Annotated in this window: 19 protein-coding genes and 1 pseudogene; 16 read left to right on the forward strand and 4 right to left on the reverse strand. The window is 73.2% G+C overall.

Annotated features, from left to right (window positions below; translation table 11 throughout):
• Nucleotides 1-1,956 carry a right-handed parallel beta-helix repeat-containing protein gene (locus ACFQ6S_RS22245; RefSeq protein ID WP_383412340.1) on the forward strand — a complete coding sequence of 652 codons (1,956 nt, stop codon included), beginning with the start codon at nucleotides 1-3 and terminating at the stop codon, nucleotides 1,954-1,956.
• Between the two features lie 48 nt (nucleotides 1,957-2,004).
• Here ACFQ6S_RS22245 and ACFQ6S_RS22250 read toward each other — a convergent pair whose 3' ends face one another.
• Entirely contained in the window at nucleotides 2,005-2,652 is a 648-nt protein-coding gene (locus ACFQ6S_RS22250; protein WP_383412343.1) for a DUF305 domain-containing protein, read from the reverse strand.
• 111 nt (nucleotides 2,653-2,763) lie between these two features.
• Nucleotides 2,764-3,183 (reverse strand): DUF6153 family protein, encoded by a 420-nt coding sequence (locus ACFQ6S_RS22255; RefSeq protein WP_383412346.1) that lies wholly within the window; start codon nucleotides 3,181-3,183, stop codon nucleotides 2,764-2,766.
• 198 nt (nucleotides 3,184-3,381) lie between these two features.
• On the opposite strand from ACFQ6S_RS22255, the gene ACFQ6S_RS22260 reads away from it, so the two are divergent.
• The 3 genes from ACFQ6S_RS22260 (at nucleotide 3,382) to ACFQ6S_RS22270 (ending at nucleotide 5,055) form a co-directional block, all read left to right on the forward strand.
• The gene (locus ACFQ6S_RS22260; RefSeq protein ID WP_383412349.1) at nucleotides 3,382-3,768 is read left to right on the forward strand and encodes a sortase-dependent protein; all 387 of its coding nucleotides are present in this window, start codon (nucleotides 3,382-3,384) and stop codon (nucleotides 3,766-3,768) included.
• Complete coding sequence (locus ACFQ6S_RS22265; protein ID WP_383412351.1) at nucleotides 3,765-4,406, forward strand: class F sortase; 642 nt, start codon at nucleotides 3,765-3,767, stop codon at nucleotides 4,404-4,406. The genes ACFQ6S_RS22260 and ACFQ6S_RS22265 overlap by 4 nt, the downstream gene beginning before the upstream one ends.
• A gap of 157 nt (nucleotides 4,407-4,563) precedes the next feature.
• Complete coding sequence (locus tag ACFQ6S_RS22270) at nucleotides 4,564-5,055, forward strand: RNA polymerase sigma factor (RefSeq protein WP_383412354.1); 492 nt, start codon at nucleotides 4,564-4,566, stop codon at nucleotides 5,053-5,055.
• A 96-nt stretch (nucleotides 5,056-5,151) separates the two neighbouring features.
• Here ACFQ6S_RS22270 and ACFQ6S_RS22275 read toward each other — a convergent pair whose 3' ends face one another.
• The gene (locus ACFQ6S_RS22275) at nucleotides 5,152-5,562 is read right to left on the reverse strand and encodes a hypothetical protein (protein WP_383412357.1); all 411 of its coding nucleotides are present in this window, start codon (nucleotides 5,560-5,562) and stop codon (nucleotides 5,152-5,154) included.
• 585 nt (nucleotides 5,563-6,147) lie between these two features.
• Between ACFQ6S_RS22275 and ACFQ6S_RS22280 the strand changes: the two genes are divergently transcribed.
• The 7 genes and pseudogenes from ACFQ6S_RS22280 to ACFQ6S_RS22310 all read left to right on the forward strand — a co-directional run bounded on the left by ACFQ6S_RS22280 (nucleotide 6,148) and on the right by ACFQ6S_RS22310 (nucleotide 15,622).
• Nucleotides 6,148-6,852: a hypothetical protein gene (locus tag ACFQ6S_RS22280; RefSeq protein ID WP_383412360.1), complete on the forward strand. Its 705-nt coding sequence runs from the start codon at nucleotides 6,148-6,150 to the stop codon at nucleotides 6,850-6,852.
• A gap of 155 nt (nucleotides 6,853-7,007) precedes the next feature.
• Complete coding sequence (locus ACFQ6S_RS22285; protein ID WP_383412363.1) at nucleotides 7,008-8,465, forward strand: hypothetical protein; 1,458 nt, start codon at nucleotides 7,008-7,010, stop codon at nucleotides 8,463-8,465.
• Nucleotides 8,466-8,537: 72 nt separating this feature from the next.
• Nucleotides 8,538-9,793: pseudogene (locus ACFQ6S_RS22290) on the forward strand (AAA family ATPase).
• Nucleotides 9,790-11,088 (forward strand): VWA-like domain-containing protein, encoded by a 1,299-nt coding sequence (locus ACFQ6S_RS22295; RefSeq protein WP_383412366.1) that lies wholly within the window; start codon nucleotides 9,790-9,792, stop codon nucleotides 11,086-11,088. Before ACFQ6S_RS22290 ends, ACFQ6S_RS22295 begins: the two are co-directional and overlap by 4 nt.
• 184 nt (nucleotides 11,089-11,272) lie before the next feature.
• On the forward strand, nucleotides 11,273-13,483 hold the full coding sequence (locus tag ACFQ6S_RS22300; protein ID WP_383412369.1) for an MMPL family transporter: 2,211 nt from the start codon (nucleotides 11,273-11,275) through the stop codon (nucleotides 13,481-13,483).
• 120 nt (nucleotides 13,484-13,603) lie between these two features.
• On the forward strand, nucleotides 13,604-14,851 hold the full coding sequence (locus ACFQ6S_RS22305) for a sensor histidine kinase (protein WP_383412374.1): 1,248 nt from the start codon (nucleotides 13,604-13,606) through the stop codon (nucleotides 14,849-14,851).
• A 114-nt stretch (nucleotides 14,852-14,965) separates the two neighbouring features.
• A complete protein-coding gene (locus ACFQ6S_RS22310) occupies nucleotides 14,966-15,622 on the forward strand; it encodes a TetR family transcriptional regulator (protein WP_383412377.1) in 657 nt (218 codons plus the stop codon).
• 99 nt (nucleotides 15,623-15,721) lie between these two features.
• Here the strand turns inward: ACFQ6S_RS22310 and ACFQ6S_RS22315 are convergent, their stop codons facing one another.
• Nucleotides 15,722-17,347, reverse strand: coding sequence for an MFS transporter (locus tag ACFQ6S_RS22315; RefSeq protein WP_383412379.1), 1,626 nt, complete (start codon nucleotides 17,345-17,347; stop codon nucleotides 15,722-15,724).
• A gap of 122 nt (nucleotides 17,348-17,469) precedes the next feature.
• Here ACFQ6S_RS22315 and ACFQ6S_RS22320 point away from each other — a divergent pair, with 122 nt between their 5' ends.
• The 5 genes from ACFQ6S_RS22320 to ACFQ6S_RS22340 all read left to right on the forward strand — a co-directional run bounded on the left by ACFQ6S_RS22320 (nucleotide 17,470) and on the right by ACFQ6S_RS22340 (nucleotide 21,963).
• The gene (locus ACFQ6S_RS22320; RefSeq protein WP_383412382.1) at nucleotides 17,470-18,162 is read left to right on the forward strand and encodes a TetR/AcrR family transcriptional regulator; all 693 of its coding nucleotides are present in this window, start codon (nucleotides 17,470-17,472) and stop codon (nucleotides 18,160-18,162) included.
• A gap of 13 nt (nucleotides 18,163-18,175) precedes the next feature.
• The gene (locus ACFQ6S_RS22325) at nucleotides 18,176-19,000 is read left to right on the forward strand and encodes a DUF2993 domain-containing protein (protein WP_383412385.1); all 825 of its coding nucleotides are present in this window, start codon (nucleotides 18,176-18,178) and stop codon (nucleotides 18,998-19,000) included.
• 99 nt (nucleotides 19,001-19,099) lie between these two features.
• Entirely contained in the window at nucleotides 19,100-20,122 is a 1,023-nt protein-coding gene (locus ACFQ6S_RS22330; RefSeq protein ID WP_383412387.1) for a phosphotransferase family protein, read from the forward strand.
• Nucleotides 20,123-20,207: 85 nt separating this feature from the next.
• Entirely contained in the window at nucleotides 20,208-21,467 is a 1,260-nt protein-coding gene (locus ACFQ6S_RS22335; protein ID WP_383412987.1) for an arsenic transporter, read from the forward strand.
• Between the two features lie 4 nt (nucleotides 21,468-21,471).
• A complete protein-coding gene (locus ACFQ6S_RS22340) occupies nucleotides 21,472-21,963 on the forward strand; it encodes a universal stress protein (RefSeq protein ID WP_383412389.1) in 492 nt (163 codons plus the stop codon).
• The last annotated feature ends 11 nt before the right edge of the window (nucleotides 21,964-21,974 follow it).

Genomic DNA, 21,974 nt, shown 5'->3' on the forward strand with positions numbered 1-21,974 from the left:
ATGGCGGACCTGCGGGTCGGGGCGGTCGTGTCGGCGATGGTGGTGGCGCTGTCCGGTGGGCCCTGGGTGACCGCGCCCACGGCGTCGCCGGCGAGCGGGGCAGAGCAGTTGTACGTGGCGCCGTGGGGGAACGATCGGTGGCCGGGTACGGCCGGGCGTCCCTTCGCGACACCGGGGCGGGCCCAGCAGGCGGTGCGGGCCAGGACGGCCGGGATGACCTCGGACATCGTGGTGAACCTGCGCGGCGGGACGTACCGGCTCACCGCTCCGCTGCGCATGTCGCGGGCCGCAGGCGACTCCGGCCGCGGCGGACACCGGGTGGTCTACCAGGCGTACGGCTACGGTACGGCCCGGCAGGAGCCGGTGACCCTCAGCGGCGGCCGGGAGATCGGGGGGTGGCGGCCCGACCCGCGGCGGCGGGGCGTATGGCGGGCGGACGTCGGCGCGCTCGACACGCGGCAGCTGTACGTCGACGGTGAGCGGGCCGCTCGGGCGGGCCTGGGCGACGGCATCCCCGGCAGGCTCAAGGTGACGGACACGGGCCTCACCACCACCAGTGCCGTCCCGCGCGGCTGGCGTGCGCCGCGCGACATGGAGCTGCGGTACAGGTTCGACTACCTGGAGGGCCGCTGCGGCATCGCGGGCATCTCGCGCGGCCCGGGTGACGGATCGACGATCACCATGGACCAGCCCTGCTGGCGGATGGCCCGCGAGCTGTACGGTCCGGAGCTGCTCGCCCTCCCGTCGGACGTCGAGAACTCACCGGATTTCCTCGACCGGCGCGGGAGTTGGTACCTGGACCGGTCCCGCCCCGGGCACCACGAGCTGCTGTACCGGCCGAAGGCGGGCGAGGACATGCGGCGTGGGCGGGTGACGGTGCCCGTGCTCCAGACGCTGGTCGGCGGGACCGGCAGCGCGGGGCGGCCGGTGCACGACATCGCCTTCAAGGGGCTGACGTTCGCGTACGCCGGGTGGCTGGCGCCGAGTGAGCCGGCCGGGTTCGCGGCCGCCTGGAGCATGTATCTGCGACCGGGGAAGGGCGAGGGCGGCATGAAGCTGCTGACCGTGCCCGGGAACATCGCCTTCCGTACCGCCGAACGCATCACCCTCCAGGGCAACCGGTTCGTCCATCTCGGCGCCCAGGGACTGGAGTTCTCCGGGAACAGCTCGCACAACACGGTCGACGGCAACGTCTTCACCTACATCTCCGACGGCGGCGTCGCCCTGGGCGTCCTGCCGCCCGACACCAAGGGCACCAGCCGCGGCAACCGAGTCACCAACAACTGGATCCACCACACCGGCGCGGACCACCACGCCTCCTCCGGCATCTGGGACGGCGGCAGCCGGGAGACGACGATCGCGCACAACCAGGTCGACCACATGCCCTACACCGGCATCCTCTCCGGGCCGGCCGAGGACGTGCGCGGCCTGATGAGCGGCAACCGCATCATCGGCAACCGGGTCTTCACCACCAACCGGCTCCTGGCCGACGGCGGCGGCATCTATCTGCGCGGGGAACAGGGCACGTCGCACGCCGACGGCGCGCTCGTCAGCGGCAACGCGGTCACCGACAGCGCGTACGGCGACTGGAACGTCGGCATCTACACCGACGACAGCAGCAACTGGATCACCGTGCGCGACAACGCCGTCCACGGTTACCGCGCCTCCATCGGCGGCTGCAGCGAGGACTGGGGCGACCGGCCGGTGAAGAACGTCCGCTTCCACGGCAACTTCTGGGACGACACCGTCCCCGACTGGCTGCCGCGCCGCGACCACCCCGGAGGCTGGCCGCCCGCGCCGGACTGCGGCGACCCCAGGAACCTGGAGTTCAAGGGCAACGCGTTGCTCACCGCGGCAGACCCCGCGGCGGACTGCGCGGCGCGCGCGGGGTGCGCCGCGATCGTGGATCGGGCGGGGCCGGGGGAGTCGTACCGGCGGGGGCTGGGGCTGAGGTGAGAAGCGGGATGGCGGCCCGTTGGGGCGGGCCGCCATCCCGCCGGAGCGTCAGCTGCCGGTCTTGCCGCCGGTCTTGCCGAGCAGCTTGTTCATCTCCCCGATCTCGGCGGTCTGGGCGGTGACGACGGCGTCGGCGAGCTTCGTCGCCGGGCCGTACCGCCCCTCGGCCTTCTCGGTGCCGGCCATCTCGACGGCGCCCTCGTGGTGTTCGACCATCAGGGTGAGGAACAGGGTGTCGAAGGCCTTGCCGGACGCCTTCGACAGCTCGTCCATGTCCTTGTCGTCCATCATCCCGGCCATTCCGGAGCCGGCGGCGTGACCCCCGGAGTGGTCCATGCCGGGGGAGGCCGACGGGACGTCCTCACCCCAGGCCTCGAGCCAGCCCGACATGGTCCGGATCTCCGGGTCCTGGGCCTTTCGGATGCGCGAGGCGAGGTCCTTCACCTCGGCGGCGGAGGCGCGGCCGGCGGCCAACTCCGCCATCCGCACCGCCTGCCGGTGGTGCGGGATCATGCCCTGCGCGAAGGAGACGTCCTGGTCGTTGTGGGGGCCGGCGTCGCTCGCGGAGGACGGGGCGGGCGCGTCGGCGGCGGTGTCCTTGCCGTCGTCGCCACCGCACGCGGCAAGGACGAGGGCGGCGGTGACGGCCGTCGCGGCCAGGGCGGCGCGGCGGGCGAGGGTACGTGAACTGTTCATGCGAGGAACTCCTGCGGTGTGCGTGAACTGCCGCGCCCTCGGGAGGGCGTGGCACGGGCATGGCTGAGTGCCGTACGCCCCAGCGGTGAGGGGGGACGGCTCGGCCTTGTCCTAGGTCCGCAGGATCTGCAGTTCGGCCAGCGAGGGAGGCGCGCGCCCGCCTTCCGGCGCGGTGGCCGGGGAGCGCGGGGCGAGGTCGTCCGTGGCGCCGGTCCCGGCCGGGTCGGGCGTCAGGGCCGGGAGGGCGGGACCGGCTCCGACGGCACCGGAGGCGCAGGTCGGGTCGGCGTGCTGGGCGTGCCCGCCGCCGGTGCCGGCGCCGTGGCAGATGGATTCGTCGGGCATGGCCGTCGTATGGACGGCGTTCACGGCGCGCGCGTGTGCGTGGTGGGAGGCGCCCGTGACCACGTTGCCGGGCCCGAGCGCGTGCATCCCGAACAGCCCGGCGAGCAGCCCGAGCAGCAGAAGCGCGCGCCACGGCCCCGTCGTCGGGAGCCGCAGCGCACGGTGATGCTGTGCACGGGCTGTCACGCCCTCATCGTACGGATCGGCGGCCGGATCGACTCAACCGGGCACTGGCGGCGCACCCGCACCATCGCCCACTCCCGCCCCGACGGCTTTGCCAACTCTTTACAACCCGCCCGACCCCCGCGTCGTCTCTCCGCTCGACCCGTCACCAGGTCCGCCGCGTACGGCAGTTCCGGCGGACAGACGAAAGAGAGCGACTCAATGCGCCGAACGACCCTCAGCGCCCTGGCCCTGACCTGCACCGCCCTCCTGGCGAGCGCCACGCCCGCGCTCGCCGACTCGGCCTCCCCGACCCCGGTCCCCAGCGAGACCACCGTCCCCTCGGCCACGGCCTCCCCGGTCCCGTCGGACGCGCCGACCGAGCCCCCCTCCTCCACCGCCACGCCGGCTCCGGCCGAGCCGACCCGGGCGCCCGGCGGCGGCCAGGTCTCCGTCCGTCCCTCCGGAGCGCCCGACACCGGCGTGACGCCGACGTCGAGCACCGGGACCGACCAGGGCGGCCTGATCGGCGGGGGCGCGGCCGCGCTGCTTCTCGCCGGCGGCGCGACGACGTTCGTCGTGCGGCGTCGGCGGGCGAACGGGGCGTGACGGCGCTCTCCAGGCGGGCGTTCGCCACGGCGGCGATGGCGTCGCTGCTGGTGGCGTGCGGCGGCCAGGGAACGGACCCCGCCGCGAGCGCCCACTCCCGGAGAACGAGGGGCACGGAGGGGACGGGGACCGCCAAGGACACGCCCCCGTCCTCGTCCCCGAACTCGACGCGCGCGCTCGGCCGTTCGTCCCCGGTACGGCTCCGGATCCCGGCGATCGACGTGGACACGCCCCTTCTGCGGCTCGGCCTGGCGACGGACGGCACGGTGGAAGTGCCGCCGATCACGGCCGACGACCGGGCGGGCTGGTACCGGCACTCGCCGACGCCGGGTCAGGTGGGCCCGTCGGTGATCCTCGGTCATGTCACGGTGGGCGCCTACGGGGACGGTGTCTTCCGCCGTCTCGGGGAGCTGCGCAAGGGCGACCGGATCGTGGCGCGCCGGGAGGACGGCACGTCGGCGGAGTTCGCCGTCAGTTCCGTGCGGACGGTGGCCAAGGCGGACTTTCCGGCGGAGGAGGTCTACGGGAACGTGAACCGTCCGGAGTTGCGGCTGATCACCTGCGGGGGCCCGCGCGAGGGTGAGGAGTACCGCGACAACGTGATCGTGTTCGCGAGGCTGAGCGCGACGAAATCTTGAAGGCATCGAAGCGGGACGGATCCCGGGCCGGCCGGGGCAACGCGAGCCGCCGGCCCGGCATCCTCCCGTGTGAGGACCTGACGAGGTCCTCGCGAGCCCCACGAAGCCGACAAGAACCGAACCGGTCCCAAAACGGTCGTCCCGACCATGGAGAGCGTTGAAACGGTCCCGAGACAAGGCAGCGTCCGAGCTGTTCGCCGCCCTGTACCCGCGCCTGGCCGGCTGGTGCCGCCGTCTCGTCGACGACGACGAGACGGCCCACGAGATCGCCTCCGAGGCCTTCACCAGGCTGTGGGCGCGCTGGAGCCGCGTGGAGGAACCGCGCGGCTTCCTCTACGTCACCGCCGCGAACCTGGTCCGGGACCACTGGCGCAAGCTGGAGCGGGAGCGCAAGGCGATGCGCCGGGCGAAGTCGGAGGCCGCGGTCAACGCGCACACGGAACAGGCGGATCCGTCGGTCCGCCTCCTGGTCCAGTCCCTCCCCGAACGCCTGCGGACCCCGATCCTCCTCCACTACTACGCTGACATGCCGATCCGGGAGGTGTCCGTGCTGACCGGACGTAAGGAAGGAACCGTCAAGGCCGACCTCCACGCGGCCCGCGAACTGCTCCGCGTCCATCTGAGGAGAAGCCTTGACCACACGCTTTGACGACGAGGACCCGGACGCACCGGAACTCGCCCCCGACGACCCCCTGGCGATCATCCTCCGCCCACCCACGGACCACCTCGCCGCACCCCCCGGTCACTACGACTCCCTGCGCCGCAGGGCGTCCCGCCGGCGCCTGGTGCGTACGGCGACGGGGGCGGCCGTGACCTGCGCGGTGGCGGTGCTGGCCGCGCTCCAATTCAGCGCGGGCCCTGCCAGCACACCACCTCGGCCCGCGCCCCCGCTGGCACCCCCGCCCACCACCACCCAGCAGACGCCGCCCCCGTCCCCCGCCCCCTCGGAGTCCCCACCCCGAACGACGTCCCCGACCCCGACCCCGCCCGAGACGGCCACCTCGACACCCACCACCAGAAACCCCGGCCCCGCGGGATCCCGCACCCCGAGCGCCACGGCGATCCCGACGGACGCGCCCTCATCCCCACGGACGTCGGATGAAGCGCAGCCGTCCTCGGTCCCGACCCAGGAGGCCTCGGCACCCGAGACGGGCACGCCGCGACCGTAGCCGCGGTGGCAGGATGACGCCCATGACCGCATACCGAAAGGCCGATGCCGCGTAGGCATCCGGGCGCGCTGCGCGCCGAACAGACCTCCCGTCTCCCCTGGAGCCCGCCCCCGCCCCGGATCCACGGCCTCTCGGCCCGAACCAGCGTGGCGATAGACCGGGTTGAGAGACTCTCGGACGACTACCACCTCTACCCAGGTGCCACCGCCCACGGCCTGCGCCGATACCGAGCCTTCCTGCACCCGCCGGGCCGACGCCCCCGCTACCCACGGGAGGCGGGCTGTTCCTGCCGCGGCTGTTCCTTCGACGACGTGCGGCACGCCCGAGACATGCTCGAGGAAGTCCTGCGGCAGTTGCCGCCCCGCCCACGAGCCGAACTCACGGCCCGAGTACGCGCCTTGGACCGCGGCTACCTGAAACGCACCCTGCCGGATCCGCTCGCCGCTCCCCGGCCATGGCACAAGGACCGCTGGTGGCGCCGTCGGTTGGCCGAGGGGCCGGAAGGTGCATGAGGAACGGAGATCGGGCCATGACACCATGCCGGGTGGGGAGAGGGGGACGTGATTTTTTCCGTGGTCGCGAACATAGGGATCGGGCTGGTGACCAGCCTGCTCGGCGGCGTTTTCGTCTGGTTGTGGGATCGGGCCAAGCGCACACGTGAGGTGAACCGGCGGGCGGCGTTCTTCGGCGTCCGGCCGGGGCAGACCTGCCTGGTCGTACTGGGCAACAAGTACAACGCGCCAGGCACCGCGCATTACCGGGATGTGCGTGCGGTGGTCGAACTGTCCCTGCTGGCGGGAGAGCTGGGCTGCCAGGTCGTCGTCGAGCCCGGTGACTACCGCGGCGGAAACGGAGATCGCACCGAGTTCTGTGTGGGCGGGCCCTCCGGGGGCGCCAACATCCGTACCGGCGGCCATCTCGCCGCACATCTGCCCGGGGTCACCATCCATCCCTACGACGGAACCCGTCCGGACTCGATGGCCATAGAGGTCGGCGAGCACAAGTACCTGTGCGATCGCGGCAACCAGGAGTACGCCCTCGTGGCGAAGTTCACGCCCACGGAATCCACCAGCCCGGTGTTCCTGGTGTCCGGGCAGACGTCGGTGGCCAACCTCGCCGCGATCCACTTTCTGCGGCGCGAATATGCGCACGTGGCCGGGCAACTGTCCTCGTTGGAGCGCTTCTGCCTACTGATCAAGGTCTCCGACATCGGCACCTACGAGTTCCACCGGGCGGAGCTGGAACGAGAGGTCTCCGCAGCAGCGTTCGGGCATTGAGTTGCAGGGCATGGGCCGGTCTCGCAGCGGATCGACATCTTGTCGGTGGCGGGGAAAATCCCTCGCGGTGGCAGAGGGTCCCGCCCTACGCTCGGGGCGATGACGACTCACTCTGTTGACAGATTGGGGGACCCGTCCGCGCAAGGTGAGTGCTGATGGGCACTCGGATCGCGAACGGGGATTCCCGGCTTTCGGAGCTTTCCTTCTGGCCGCGCGTGCGCGAGTTCGCCGTGCCGGCCTCCATGATCGAGACCGCGACCGTGCGTCGGCTCGCCGGGGACTGGGCGGGGGCGTGTGCCGCCGCCGGGTTCGACGTCGATCTCAATCTGCGTTCCCTGGCGCGTGATCACGGGCGGGAACTCGCCGGCCGGGTCCGGGACGATCTTCGGTGTCTCGCTCCCGATCTGCTGCGCTGGCACATGCCTCGGATCGCCCCCGACGGGCTGCTGCGTCCGGGGCTGACCCTCGCGCTCGCTCAGTACGGCGGTGCGGGGCAGGGGCGTGGACGGCCGCTGTATCTCGTGGTGCGGACCCCGCCCGCCTGGGCCGACGCCGGTCAGCGGATCAGCCTGGCGGTGTGGGGCGGGGGCGGAGCCTCCGCTCGTGGGCGTCCTGCCGCTCCTCATCCGCATCCTCGGCCCCACCGGCGGTTCCGGCTTGATCTGCATCGCCACCTCTGGGATGTGCGTCGGGCCGGTGAGCTGCGGGTCCGGGCCGGGCAGGGGCCTTCGGGCGACGGCCGAGGCGGCGTGAACCCAGGTCCCGTCGGGGACCTGCCGGACGACTGGCGTCGGTTCGCCGTCGATCGGTGGGCGGACGAGGGCCTGTTGCTGCTTCGTGCCGAAGGGCGTTCCACAGGTGCCGTGGTCGTGCGATTGGGGGGTCGGCGGCGGCTGGTTCTGGAGGTCGGCGGCGGGGGTGGACCGCGCGTCGTCGACCACGGCGGGCGTCCCGCCCGCGCGCTGCCCGTGCTGCCCGACGCCGCCACCTGGGTGCTGCCCGACCTGGAGTTGCTCCGGGACGGTGCCATCGAGGCCGATCGGCTTCACCCGTTGGTCGCCGCCGCGCTCGAACCGGAGGCTCCGCAGGCCTCGGTGTCCGGGGCAGCCTTGTCCGCGAGGCGGGGCGGGCCGACCCGGCTCGTCGAATGCCGGGGTGCCCGGCATCGGATCGGGCTCGTCGACGGCGTACTGGCTCCGCTCGACCACGAACCCGAGGAGATCCGGCGGGAGGAACTCCTCGCCGCGCTGACCGGTACTCCGCTCCCCTGCCTCCAGGCCATCGACGAGGCGCACCGCCATCCGGAATGCCTTCCCGACGTACGGGAACGGCTCTGGCACGGCGACTTCACCGGTGCCCTGGCCGTGGTCGAGGGGCTGTTGGGGCCGGACGCGGTGCTGCGTGACGGTGCCCTGCGGGACGAGTTGGACGCGGCCGCCGGGCGGCGGGTGACGTACGGACTCTTCAGGGCCGGACTGGTCGGGCCGGCGTCGGCGCCAGGGTCCGGGCCGGGGAGCGTCCGCCACGACGGTCGTGGCAGCCGCCGTTCCGCCGGCAACCGCGCGCGCCCCCGGCACGCGACCTTTCCCGATCCACGCCGAGCGGCTCGCTGATCCGCTGCGGCTCACGCCTGTTCTCGTACGTCTTCCCGGCTCACTCCCTCACACAACCTCAGGTGATCACACATGCCCACACGCACCCACCCCACCTCTCAACTCGACGTGGCCGCCGATCTGTTGGCCCTCCTGCGCGACACCACCACCGAACGCCGCCCCGACACCCAGCTCGAGGCCCTCACCCTCGCCGTGGCCGCCGACCTGCCCGTCCTGCTGTGGGGTGAACCGGGGATCGGCAAGACCGCCGCCCTCGGCCGGCTCGCCGCCGCGCTCGATCTGCCGTTGACGACCGTGATCGCCAGCGTCCATGAACCGTCCGACTTCTCGGGGCTGCCCGTCGTCGGGGACGACCCGGCCGAGCAGGGCGTTCCGATGGCCCCGCCGGACTGGGCCGTACGGCTGGTCAAGGCCGGGCGGGGGCTGCTGTTCCTGGACGAGTTGTCGACCGCGCCGCCCGCTGTGCAGGCCGCGCTGCTGCGGGTGGTGCTGGAGCGCAGGATCGGGGCGCTGCGGCTGCCGCCAGGGGTGCGGATCGTGGCCGCCGCCAACCCGAGGTCCTCGGCGGCCGACGGCTGGGAGCTGAGCGCTCCGCTCGCCAACCGGTTCGTGCATCTGCAATGGACCCACGACCACGAGGTCGTTCTACGCGGACTCGGCGGGACCTGGCCCCGGGCCACCCTGCCACGGCTCGACCCGGAAAGGCTGCCGGAGGCCGTGGACTTCGCGCGGCGGGCGGTGTGCGGGCTGCTCGGCGGGCGTCCGGGGCTGGTCCACAGGCTGCCCAGCGGGGAGGCGCGGCGGGGTGGGCCCTGGCCCTCGCCCCGCAGCTGGGAGATGACCCAGTGCCTGGTCGCCTTCGCCACCGCGGCCGGGTCCTCGCGGGAGGTGCTCTCCCTGCTGGTCAGGGGCACGGTCGGGGACGGGCCGGGGTTGGAGCTGCTGGCCTGCGTGGACCGGATGGACCTGCCGGATCCCGAGCTGCTGCTCGCCGATCCGGAGGGGGCCGAGCTGCCCGAGCGGGGGGATCTGCGGCAGGCCGCGCTGGACGGTGTCGTGGAGGCGGTCCGGGCACGTCCGGACCAGGCACGCTGGGACGCGGCCTGGGCGCTGCTGGTACGGGCGTTGGAGACCGGAGCGCCGGACCTGGTCGTCGTCCCGCGAGCACGCTCGCCTCGCTGCGGCAGGAGGACTGGGACGTACCGACGGCGATCGACAGGCTCGCCGGGGTGGTGTCCCTGTCCCGGCGGGCGGATCAGGCGGCGGACCGGGGGGCGGACCGGGCGCCGGGCGGCGTCGCGAAGGCGAGGGTGGGCGGCGGCCGATGAGCGCCAACCACGATGTGGCGCCGGCCGGCGGCCGCGACGAACCCCTGCCCCTCGACCGGGACAAACTCTTCTCCTCCCGCCTCCATGCCGTCCGAGTCCGCCCCTACCTCGCCACCGCACTCTTCGCCCTGCACGTCGTCGAGTCGCGTCGCGTTCCGACGATGGCCGTCGACCGGCACTGGCGGTGTTACGTGTCGCCGGCGTTCGTGGCGCGCACGCCGGTGGAGGAGCTGGCCGGGGTGTGGGTGCACGAGGTGTCGCATCTGCTGCGGGACCATCACGCGCGCAGCGACCGCGTGGCGCGTGAGCGTGGCCTGACCGGGCCGGGGGAGCGGCTGCGGATGAACATCGCCGCGGACTGCGAGATCAACGACGACGTCTACGGCGACGGGCTGACCCGGCCCGAGGGTGCCGTCCTGCCGGAGACGCTGCTGCTCGACGACGGCGAGCTCATGGAGGACTATCTGCGCCGGTTCCGGCTGGGACCGCGGATGCAGGAGCTGGCCTGGCTGGACTGCGGCAGCGGGGCCGACGGGCTCGAACGGGAGTGGGATCTCGGGCCGGACGGTGCGCACGGGCTGAGCGCTCAGGAACGGGACGCCGTCCGGTTCCGGGTGGCGCAGGGCATCACCGGCCGGCCGGGGAGCGCGCCGGACGGCTGGCGGCGGTGGGCCGAGGAGGTCTTCCATCCGCCGCAGCCCTGGCGGGCGTTGCTGGGCGCGGCGGTGCGCTCGGCCGCGTCCGGCCCCGGTGCGGGCGAGGACTACACCTACGGCCGCCTGTCGCGCCGCTCGGCCTCGGTGCCCGGCGCCGTCCTGCCGAGCCTGCGGCGCAGGCCGCCCCATGTCTGTGTCGTCATCGACACCTCCGCCTCGGTCAGCGACGCCGAACTGGGCAGCGCGCTGCTGGAGGTCGCCGCGATCTCCCGTGCCGTGGGCGGACGCCGTGACCTGGTCAGCGTGGTGTCGTGCGACGCGGCGGCCGGTGGTGTGCACCGGCTGTGCAGGGCCGAGGGGATCGCGCTGGTCGGGGGCGGCGGCACGGATCTGCGCGAGGGCTTCGCCAAGGCGTTGCGGACCCGGCCCCGGCCCGATGTCGTCGTCGCCCTGACGGACGGACAGACGCCCTGGCCGAGCACCCGGCCGCCGTGCCGGACGGTGGTGGGGCTGTTCCCCCGCTTTCCCCGGCGGGCGCGGTCCCGCGCGGGTAACGAGGACGATCCCGACTACGTACCGGACACACCACCGGCGTGGGCGCGCGTGGTCGAGATCGGCGCGGGTACGGCGGGGAGGTGACCGCCGGCACCCCACGCGCATGCGACCAACGGCACCCCCACGGTCGTACTCCCGGCTGACCCGGCCCCACCCCTGTACTGCAATCTGAGTACCGGCGATTGTCGGCAGCCGCACGACGACACGGCACCCCTCTCCCGGACAACCTGGGCACACGTTCGAGTCCCAGATGTGGAGACCCCCTGCCGTGGCTACTTTCCTTTATCGCGTGGGCCGACTGGCCTTCCGGCGGCGCTGGTACGTCGCCCTGGTCTGGGCGGCCGTGCTGGCCGCCGTCGGTTTGGGGGCGCTGAAGGCCCCGGGAGCCTCCGACGAGGAGTTCTCCATGCCGGGCATCGAGTCCCAGAAGGCGTTCGACCTGATGGAGGAGCGCTTCCCGGGGGCGACGGCCGACGGGGCGACCGCACGGGTCGTCTTCGTCGCGCCGGGCGGGCAGAAGGTCACCGCCACCGAGAACAAGAAGGCCGTCGAGGAGGCCGTGGCCGAGCTGGGCGACGGCTCGCAGGTCGCGTCCGTCGTCGACCCGTTCCAGGCGAAGGCGGTCAGCAAGGACGGCGGGACGGCCTACACGACCGTCACCTACAAGGTGACGGCCAACGACCTCACGGACGCCAGCAAGACCCATCTGGAAAGGGCGATCGACCAGGCCCGCGACTCCGGGCTGACCGTCGAGGCCGGCGGCAGCGCGATGGACGACGGGGGCGGCGCGGGCGGGACGGCCGAGGTCATCGGCATCTCGATAGCGGCCGTCGTGCTGCTCATCACCTTCGGCTCGCTCGCCGCCGCCGGGCTTCCGCTGCTGACCGCCGTCCTGGGTGTCGGTGTCAGCATGGCCACGATCCTCGCCCTGTCCGACGCCCTCGGCCTGTCCACCACGACCGGCACCCTCGCGATGATGCTGGGCCTCGCCGTCGGCATCGACTACGCCCTGTTCGTCGTCTCGCGGTACCGCGAGGAGCGCGCGAAGGGCCGTACGCCGCAGGAGGCGACCGGGATGGCCGTCGGTACGGCCGGTTCCGCGGTCGTCTTCGCCGGGCTCACCGTCGTCATCGCACTGGCCGGGCTGTCGGTCGTCGGCATCCCGATGCTCACCAAGATGGGCCTGGCCGCGGCGGGTGCGGTGGTCGTCGGCGTACTGATCGCGCTGACGCTGGTCCCGGCGTTCCTCGGCTTCTGGCCCAATGCCGTCCTGCCGAGGCGGGCCCGCAAGAGCGGCCGTATCGAGGAGACCAAGGCCGACAACGGCGGCACACGGTGGGCGCGGTTCGTGCTGCGGCGGCCCCTGCCCGTGCTGCTCCTCGGTGTCGTCGGGCTCGGTGCGCTCGCCGTGCCGGCGATGGACCTGCAACTGGGCATGCCCGGCGACGAGGCCAAGGCGACGTCCACCACCGAGCGCCGGGCCTACGACGCGCTCGCCGAGGGCTTCGGGCCGGGCTTCAACGGGCCGTTGACCGTCGTCGTGGACGCCAAGGGCGACACGGATCCGAAGGGCGCCGTCACGACGATCACCAAGGAGATCGGCGGCACCGAGGGCATCGTGTCCGTCTCCCCGGCCCGTTTCAACGAGGCCGGTGACACCGCCGTCTTCTCGGTCGTGCCGTCCACCGCGCCGACCGACGAGAAGACCAAGGACCTGGTGACCGTCATCCGGGACGAGCGGCCGGGCGTGGAGGCCGAGACCGGGGCCACCTTCGAGGTCACCGGGACCACGGCCATGAACATCGACATCGCCGACAAGGTGCAGGCCGCGCTGATCCCGTATCTGATCGTCGTGGTCGGGCTGGCGGTCGTCCTGCTGCTGGTGGTCTTCCGGTCGCTGCTCGTCCCGCTGAAGGCGGCCCTCGGCTTCCTGCTGTCGGTGCTGGCGTCCCTCGGCACGGTCGTCGTGGTCTTCCAGCAGGGGCACGGCGCCGAACTGCTGGGCGTGGAGCAGACCGGGCCGATCATGAGCCTGATGCCGATCTTCCTGGTGGGCATCGTCTTCGGGCTCGCGATGGACTACGAGGTCTTCCTCGTCTCGCGGATGCGGGAGGCGTACGTCCACGGCGAGCGGCCCGCGCAGGCGATTGTCTCCGGGTTCCGGCACAGCGCCCGCGTCGTCGTGGCCGCCGCGCTGATCATGATCGCGGTGTTCGCCGGGTTCATCGGGGAGAGCGACTCCATGATCAAGATGATCGGGTTCGGGCTCGCCTCCGCCGTCCTGTTCGACGCCTTCGTCGTAAGGATGGCCATCGTGCCCGCGGTGCTCGCGCTGCTCGGCGACAAGGCCTGGTGGCTGCCGAAGTGGCTGGACCGGATCCTGCCCCGGGTCGATGTGGAGGGCGAGGCGCTCAGCCGGCGTCCGCAGGCGGAGCCGGGCCCGGCCGAGACGACCGATCTGGAAGTGGCCCGCACCTGACCGACCGGCCACCCCCGCCAGGGGCCGCCCGTGACCCGGAACGGGGTCATGGGCGGCCCCGTCGGCCGTCCGTGACCGCAATCGTCCACCATGGCCTCAGTACACCGACCGGAGAGCCCGATGATCACCAGCCAGGAGCGCCGCTACGCGGACCGCCTCGAGGAGTTCTCGGACCGCCGTCCCTTCGCCGTGGACCTGGTACTGGCCGCGGCGCTGATGGGCTGCGCGACCCTCGGAGGCATGCTCACCCTGCCCGGCGCCGACCCGCCGGACCAGGACAAGACCGCCTCCGTCCTCATGGGCGTGGCCTGCCTCGCGCTGCTGAAGCACCGCAGTCACCCGCGCGTGGCCCTCGTCGTGACCGCGGCCTGCACCGTGGTCGTGATCGCGCTGGGCTATCTGCTCACGCCGCTGCTGCTGGCCCCCGTCATGGCGGCGCTCTACTGGCTGGCGACCCACACCGACCGCGCGACCACCCGTGCCTACGGCCTCACCACCATGCTGGCGGTGATCGTCGCGGCGGCGATCTCCGACTCCATGGACCATCTGTCGCTGCTGCTCAGGACGATCGGCCCGTTCTTCTGGCTGCTGCTGCCGCTGGCCGCCGGCAACATGACCCGGCTGCGGCGTGCCTACCTCACGGCCGTGCAGGCCCGCGCCGAGCACGCCGAGCGCACCCGGGAGGAGGAGGCGCGGCTGCGGGTCACCGAGGAGCGGATGCGGATCGCCCGTGAGCTGCACGACGTCGTCGCCCACCACCTGGCGCTGGCCAACGCCCAGGCCGGCACGGCCGCCCACCTGGCGCTCACCAACCCGCGGCAGACGCAGAAGATCCTGACCGACCTGAACGGCACCACCTCCTCCGCGCTGCGTGAGCTGAAGGCCACGCTGGGGCTGCTGCGGCAGAACGGCGAGCAGGACTCCGCGCCGCTGGAACCGTCGCCGGGCCTCGCCCGGCTGCCCGAGCTGGTCTCGGCGTGCGCGTCGGCGGGGGTCGACGTCACGGTCAGCACGGACGGGGAGCCGCAGCCGCTGTCCCCCGGCGTGGATCTGACCGCGTTCCGCATCGTGCAGGAGGCGCTCACCAACGTCACCAAGCACGCCACCGCGGAAGCCGCGTTCGTACGGCTCACCTACTCCGGCTCCCGGCTGCTGATCAGCGTCACCAACGACGGCCCCGCCGCGCCCGGTGCCGCCTGCCCGACCGGGGACCGCAGGGGCTTCGGCGTCATGGGAATGCGCGAACGCGCCCACTCCGTCGGCGGCGAACTCCACGCGGGGCCCCGCCCCGAGGGCGGCTTCGAGGTCACCACGGCACTGCCTCTGCAGCCGTACGGTGCGGGGGAGGACGCCGCCGCGGGCGTGTGATCGGCGCTCCCGGGCCGGGTCGACGGACCTGCCGTGGGCGCGGTCCACCGTGCAAGAATGCAGCTGCCCGCCACCCCCTCAGCCGTTCTCGCGCACCGATCCATCGAGGTTCCCGTGACCAAGCCCGTCGTCCGTGAGCCACTGCGACGCAATGCGCGGGCCAACCGGGCGCGCATCCTGGCCACGGCCCGGCGCGAGCTCGGGCGCAACCCCGACATCACGCTGGAGGAGCTGGCGCGCGCCGCGGGTGTCGTACGGCGGACCCTGTTCGGCCACTTCCCCGGGCGCGAGGCGCTGCTGGAGGCGCTCGCCGAGGAGGCCTCCGAGTCGCTGCGCAGCGCGCTGGCGGACGGCGCGAAGCTGATGGAGACGGAACCGGCGGACCGGGCGTTCGTCGGCTTCTTCTTCTCGATCTGGCCCGTCGGCGACCGCTACCGGCTGCTCCTCGCGCTGGCCAGGCGCGACCTGGGCGCGGAGCGCGTGGCCGAGGTCCTGGCACCGGCCCGCGCGACGGCCACGGCGATCCTGGAACGCGGCCAGCGGGACGGCGTCTTCCACACCCATCTGCCGGCCGAGGCGCTGAGCGCCGGGCTGGAGGGGATGACGGTCGCCCTGCTGGAGTCGGTCAACACCGGTGTGCTGGAGGACGACGGCAACCGGGTCGCGATCACGACCCTCATCGCGGCCGGGGTCCCGGAGGAGCGGGCACGGGTCGTGGTCGAGGAGGTCGCGGCGACGGTGCCCGTGCCGGAGCCCGCGTCCGGCGCCTGAGCCGTCGTTCGACTCCCCCCCCCGTAATCGCCGGTCGCGTGTAATCCGTCCGGGGCCGTGCCCCGCTCGAGGCACGGCCCGTTCCGGGGTGGTGTTCGCTCAGGCGGTGCCCGAGGGCGCCTTCTCGGGATCGGCCGTCTCCTGCGGCTCGGGCACGTCCTGCTGGGTGTGCTTGCCCGCCTTGCGGCGGCCGGGCAGGACCGCGAGGACGATCATCGTCCCGGCGGCCATGATGATCCCGCCGACCAGGCTGGTCTGGGCGACGCCGTGCGCGAAGGATTCGTGCACCGCGTCGACGAGGGCCTGGGCCTGCTGGGCGCCGCCGGCCGGGTTCTTCGCCACCTCCTGCGCCACCGCGAGACCGCCGCCCACCGAGTCCTTGGCCGTCTCCAGCGCGCTGTGCGGGAGTTGGCCGCCGATCAGGTCCGTGAGCTTGTCGCGGTACGCGGTGCCCAGCAGCGAGCCGAGGATCGCGATGCCCAGCGCGCCGCCCAGCTCCAGCGAGGTGTCGTTGGCGCCGCCGCCGACGCCCAGTTCGGACTCGGGAAAGGAGCCCATGATGGTGTCGGTGGCCGGGGACACGCTCAGGCCGATGGCGAAGCCCAGCATCAACAGCGTCGGCAGGAAGTCGGTGTACGTCGAGCCCTCGTCGATCCGGGTGAGCAGGAAGACGCCGACGGTGCCGATCAGCATGCCGGCGCCGACCATGGCCTTCACACCGAGCTGCGGGGTCAGCCGCCCGGTCGCCGCGGCGCCGACGAACACGGCACCGGCCAGCGGCAGCAGTCGTACGCCGGTCTCCAGCGCGCCGTGGCCGAGCACGAACTGCAGGTACTGGGTGGCGTAGTAGAGGGCGCCGAACGTGCCGAAGAAGAAGAACAGCACCGCCAGCATCGAGCCGCTGAACGGCCGCTGGGCGAACTTGCGCACATCCAGCATCGGGTGCGGGTGCCGCAGCTCCCAGACGACGAAGGCCAGCAGACCGACCCCGGCGACCACGGCCGCGGCGATCGGGCCGGCGCCCCAGCCGAAGTGCGGGCCCTCGATGGCCGCGTAGACCAGCGAGCCGACCGAGACGATGGACAGCAGGCCGCCGACGTAGTCGATCCGGCCCATGCCCTGCGCCTTCGACGGCGGGACCAGCGCCAGCGCGCCGAAGACGGCGACGACCGCGATGGGGACGTTGATCAGGAAGGTCGAGCCCCAGGCGTGGTCCTCCAGCAGCCAGCCGGCGACCAGCGGACCGACCGCGATGGCGAGGCCCGAGGTGGCGGTCCAGCCCGTGATGGCCTTGGCCCGCTCACCGCGGGGGAAGATCGCGACCAGCAGGGACAGGGTGGCGGGCATGACCACGGCGGCGCCGACGCCCATGACCGCGCGGGCCGCGATGACCAGCCCGGTCTCGTCGACGAGGCTGCCCATCACCGAACCGCCGGCGAAGATCAGCAGGCCGGTGACCAGGGCGCCGCGGCGGCTGTACTTGTCGCCGATCGCGCCCAGGACGAGCATCAGCGCGGCGTAGGGGACGGTGTAGCCGTCGATGACCCACTGAAGGTCGCTGCTGCTCAGGTTCAGATCCCGGGTCATGTCGGGCGCGGCCACGATCAGCGACGTGTTCGCCATCACGACGATCAGCAGGCTCAGGCACAGCACGAGCAGTGCCCACCAGCGCCGTGAGTACGGCCCGGTCATCTTCTCGACGGGTGTGTTGGCAAGGAAGGGCACGGGGACTCCCAGGGGGCCGCGAGTTATTTGCACATTGATGAGCAGACTAGTTTCTTGCTCGTCGATGTGCAAATATCGCGGTCAGTCTCCCGACCCCCTCCCCTCCGCACCGAGGTGCCGACGTGAGCAGCACGACGCCCCCGCCACGGGCCAGAACCCGCCGTACGACGCGGGTCACGCGCGCCCGCATCCTGGCCGCGGCCCTGCGGGAACTGGGCCGCAACCCCGACAGCAGCCTCGGCGACATCGCCGAGGCCGCCGGGGTGGCCCGGCGCACGCTGTACACGCACTTCGCGGGGCGCGCGGAGCTGGTGAAGGGACTCGCCGAGGACGCGATGGCGGCGATACGGCACGCGGTGACGGTCGCGAGCACACCCGGCCCCGGGTCCGGCCCAGGATCCGACCCGGCGAGTGCCCTCGCCCGCTTCGTTCTCACCCTCTGGCCGGTCGGTGACGCCTATCGCACGCTGATCGGCCTGGCCCACCAGGACCTCGGGCACGACCTGGTGAGCGAACTCCTCGCCCCGGCCCGTGAGACGGTCGCCGGCCTGCTCGCCGAGGGCCAGCGTCAGGGCGTCTTCCACACCGTCGTCCCGCCCGGCCCGCTCAGCGGTGCCATCGAGGCCCATCTGCTCGCCCTGCTCGGCGCCGTCAACGCCGGGATCTGGGCGGACGACGGCACGGGCGGCGCCACGGCCGCGCTGATCGCTGCCGGGGTCGACGGCCGCACCGCCGCCGCCACGGTCCGCCGACTGCGCGACGCCGACCGGCCCCGGCCGACCCATCCGCCCGACCGACCCCACCGATCCCCTTGAGGAGGGCCCGCCCATGCGCCGCTTCCAGCCCGGACACGCCGACCACGACCACGAGCACGGTTACGAACACGATGACGAGCGTGGTCGCCACGACCAGCCGCGATACGAGCCCCGCCGCGGCCGACGGCGACCCGCGGCCCTCGTCGGCGCCGCCCTCGTCGCCCTGGCCCTGCTCCCGGTCGCCGTCGACCGCGCCGTGGCCGCGCGCATCGAGTCCCGTACGGCGAAGGCGTTCCAGGAGGGCATGGACACGCCGCTGCCGCCCGAGGTCCAGGTGCGCGGCTTCCCCGTGGTGACCCAGGCGGCCTCCGGCACCCTGCGCCATGTCGACATCACCGCCCACGACATACCGGCCCGCGGCGCCGACCGGCCGCTGCCGGTCTCCGAACTCTCCCTGCGGCTCGACGGCTTGACCAAGGCCGACGACGACAGCGAGGCGCGGGCCCGCAGCGCGGAGGCGACCGCCTTCCTGTCGTACGAGGACGTCTCGAACGCCCTCGGGCTGGAGATCGCCCAGGGCGGGCGCCCGGGTCAGGTGCGCGCGGCCGTGCCGATGCCCTTCGGCGAGGAGGCCGGCGTGACGACGACCGTCTCGGCCGTCTCCGGAAACCGCATCGCCTTCAGGGACTTCACGGTCGACGGCGGTGCGCTGCCCGCCGCCGGGGGCGCGATCCTCGACAAGGTCTTCGAGCGGCCGATCCAGCTGCGGAACATCCCCGACGGCCTGCGCCTGCGCTCGGTCACCACCACGGCCGACGGCCTGGACGCCCACTTCTCGGGCCGCTCGGTCACCTTCCGGCCCGAGAACGCGGCGACGGACGACGCCAGGGAGTCCTGAACACCCGTCAGGCTCGCGGCCGGCCCCGCCCTTGACCCGGCGGCGGCCGGTCGGCACTGTGGGAGCGCTCCCCCGCCGTCGGAAAGCGTGTGTGCCTTCATGCAGAGTCAGACCAAGCGCCGGCTGTCTCCCGAAGACCTCGACGCCCTGCTCCGCCGCTCCGTCGGCGCCGGCTGCCGGATGGAGGCCGAGCTGACCGACGGCTGGTTCAACACGGCGTACCGCGTCCTGCTCGACGACGGCCGCGCCGCCGTCGTGAAGCTCGCCCCGCCGCCCGAGGCCCCGGTCCTGCGCTACGAGCGCGGCATCCTCGCGACGGAGGCCATGGTCTACCGGCGGATCGCGGAGCTGCCGGTCGGCGCCGTCCCGACGCCCGAACTGCTCCACACCGGCGAGGAGTTCCTGGCGGTCGCCGTCCTCGCGGGCACCCCGTGGGACAAGGCCTCCGACGACCTGCCCCCGGCCGCCGAGCGCGCGCTGCGCCGCGAACTGGGCGCCGTCACCGCCCGACTGCACACCCTGGCCCCCGTGGACGGACGGTTCGGCTACCCGGCCACCGAGTCCGCGCTGTCCGCCCCGGACTGGCGGACGGCCTTCGCCGCCATGGTCGACGCGCTGCTGGACGACGCCGCGCGCTGGCAGTCCCCGCTGGACGCGCCGCCCGCCGAGTTCCGGACACTGGTGGCCGAGGGCGGATCCGCGCTCGACGAGGTCACCGAGCCCCGCCTGGTCCACTTCGACCTGTGGCCGGGCAACGTCTTCGTCGACGTCCCCGGCAAGGGAGGCCGGCGATCCCGGGGCGACGGAGACGGCCGGCCCCGCATCACCGGACTCATCGACCACGAACGGGCGTTCTGGGGCGACCCGGCCGCCGAACTGGTCTCCCTGGCCTTCGGCGGTGACACCGGCCCGGACAGCGATCTCGTCGCCGGTTACACCGAGGCGGGCGGCACCCTCGACTTCACCGGGCCCGCCTTCCGGCACCGCCTGGCCCTGTACCGGCTCTACCTGGGCCTGGTGCTGGTCGTCGAGTGCGGCCCGCGCGGCTACGGCACCGACCACCTGGCGTACTGCCGCCGCGCCCTCGCCGAGGGCCTCGCCGGGGTAAGGGCGCTGGGGTAGGCGACCGAAAAGGGATGTTTCCACGGGGTACCGTGCGGCCAGACGCACAGCGGCGCCGCCCGCCGCCGCACGGAAGGACCCGAATCTGAACACCCCGCTCGCGGAGACCCTGTCCGTGGCCATGCTCGTGCTCGTGCTGGTCTGCGCCGTCGTCCGTCCCTTCAACTGGCCGGAGGCCGTGGTCGCCGTGCCGGCCGCGGCGCTGGTGGTGGCCACCGGGGCGATCTCGCCGTCCCACGCGCTGGACGAGGCCGAACGGCTCGGGCCGGTGATCGGCTTCCTGGCCGCCGTACTGGTCCTCGCCCAACTCTGCGACGACGAAGGGCTGTTCCAGGCCTGCGGGGCCTGGATGGCGCGCACGGCGAAGGGCCGGCCGCGCCGGCTGCTGGCGCAGGTGTTCCTGGCCGCCTCGGCGATCACGGCCGTACTGAGCCTGGACGCCACGGTGGTACTGCTCACGCCGGTGGTGTTCGCCACCGCGGCCCGGCTCGGCGCCCGCCCCAAGCCGCATGTCTACGCCTGCACCCATCTGTCGAACACGGCCTCCCTGCTGCTGCCGGTGTCCAACCTCACCAATCTGCTGGCCTTCGCGGCCAGCGGGCTGAGCTTCACCCGGTTCGCCGCGCTGATGGCGCTGCCGTGGCTGGCCGCCATCGCCGTCGAGTACGTCGTCTTCCGGCGCTTCTTCGCCACCGACCTGGACGCCGGGGCGCAGGAGCAGCCCGGTGGCGACGAGCCCGAACTGCCGCTGTTCGCCCTGCTGACCGTGGCAGGCACGCTCGCCGGGTTCGTGCTGACCTCGGCCGTCGGCATCGATCCGGCCTGGGCCGCGCTGGCCGGGGCCGTGGTCCTCGCCGTGCGGGCCCTGCTGCGACGCCGTACGACACCGAAGGCGCTGCTGCGGTCCGCCTCGGTGCCGTTCCTGGCCTTCGTCCTGGCGCTGGGGATCGTGGTGCGTGCGGTCGTGGACAACGGGCTCGACACGGCTCTGGGCCGGCTGATCCCCGACGGCACCGGGCTCGCGGCGCTGTTCGGGCTCGCCGTGCTGGCCGCCGTACTGGCCAATGTCATCAACAATCTGCCGGCGGTGCTGGTGCTGCTGCCCCTGGCCGCCGACTCCGGCCCGGGTGCGGTGCTCGCCGTGCTGCTCGGGGTGAACATCGGCCCCAATCTCACCTATGCCGGTTCGCTGGCCACGCTGCTGTGGCGGCGTATCGTGCACGCCCACGACGCGGAGGTGGAGTTGGGGGAGTTCACCCGGCTCGGCCTGTACGCCGTACCCGCGAGCCTGTGCGCCGCCGTGCTGGCACTGTGGGCCTCACTGGCCGTGATCGGAGGAGGCTGATCCCATGGCGGTGGTCGTCTGGATCGTCGAGGGCACCTGGCCCGCCTGTGTGGACGCCGCGCGTGCGCACGCGCCGCAGGACGCCGAGATCGTGCTGCTGCACATCACCGGGCACGATGTCGCGGACGCCGCGCACGGCGCGTTCGCGGGGCTGCTCGGCCGTGGGCACCCGGAACGCGACCCGGGCACCCGCGTCGAACACCTCGCCGCCGCCTCCGCCGAGAGCCTGCTCCAGGCGGCCGCCGATCGGCTCGGCCGCCCCTGCACGCGCGTCGAGCGCAGCGGTCGCGTCGAACGTGAGGTCGTCGCCGCCACGGAGGACGCCGAACTGCTCGTCCTGGCCCGGGACGGCGACCGCACCCGCCTCGGACCGCCCAGCCTCGGCCCGGCCAGCCGCTTCGTCGTCGACCACGCCGCCTGTCCGCTCCTGCTGGTCTGGCCCGAACCGGCCCCCGGCCTGACGACGATGCCGCCCCCGCCGCCGCACCACGGGTGAGGGTGCCGACG

The organism is Streptomyces sp. NPDC056479, from assembly GCF_042795335.1.
Classification (GTDB): domain Bacteria; phylum Actinomycetota; class Actinomycetes; order Streptomycetales; family Streptomycetaceae; genus Streptomyces.

Excerpts from the sequence above, each read along its gene's own strand:
- ACFQ6S_RS22285 (WP_383412363.1), top strand. The coding sequence starts at position 7,008 with ATGGGCACTCGGATCGCGAACGGGGATTCCCGGCTTTCGGAGCTTTCC.
- ACFQ6S_RS22305 (WP_383412374.1), top strand. The coding sequence starts at position 13,604 with ATGATCACCAGCCAGGAGCGCCGCTACGCGGACCGCCTCGAGGAGTTC.
- ACFQ6S_RS22330 (WP_383412387.1), top strand. The coding sequence starts at position 19,100 with ATGCAGAGTCAGACCAAGCGCCGGCTGTCTCCCGAAGACCTCGACGCC.
- ACFQ6S_RS22250 (WP_383412343.1), bottom strand. The coding sequence starts at position 2,652 with ATGAACAGTTCACGTACCCTCGCCCGCCGCGCCGCCCTGGCCGCGACG.
- ACFQ6S_RS22325 (WP_383412385.1), top strand. The coding sequence starts at position 18,176 with ATGCGCCGCTTCCAGCCCGGACACGCCGACCACGACCACGAGCACGGT.
- ACFQ6S_RS22340 (WP_383412389.1), top strand. The coding sequence starts at position 21,472 with ATGGCGGTGGTCGTCTGGATCGTCGAGGGCACCTGGCCCGCCTGTGTG.
- ACFQ6S_RS22260 (WP_383412349.1), top strand. The coding sequence starts at position 3,382 with ATGCGCCGAACGACCCTCAGCGCCCTGGCCCTGACCTGCACCGCCCTC.
- ACFQ6S_RS22295 (WP_383412366.1), top strand. The coding sequence starts at position 9,790 with ATGAGCGCCAACCACGATGTGGCGCCGGCCGGCGGCCGCGACGAACCC.
- ACFQ6S_RS22245 (WP_383412340.1), top strand. The coding sequence starts at position 1 with ATGGCGGACCTGCGGGTCGGGGCGGTCGTGTCGGCGATGGTGGTGGCG.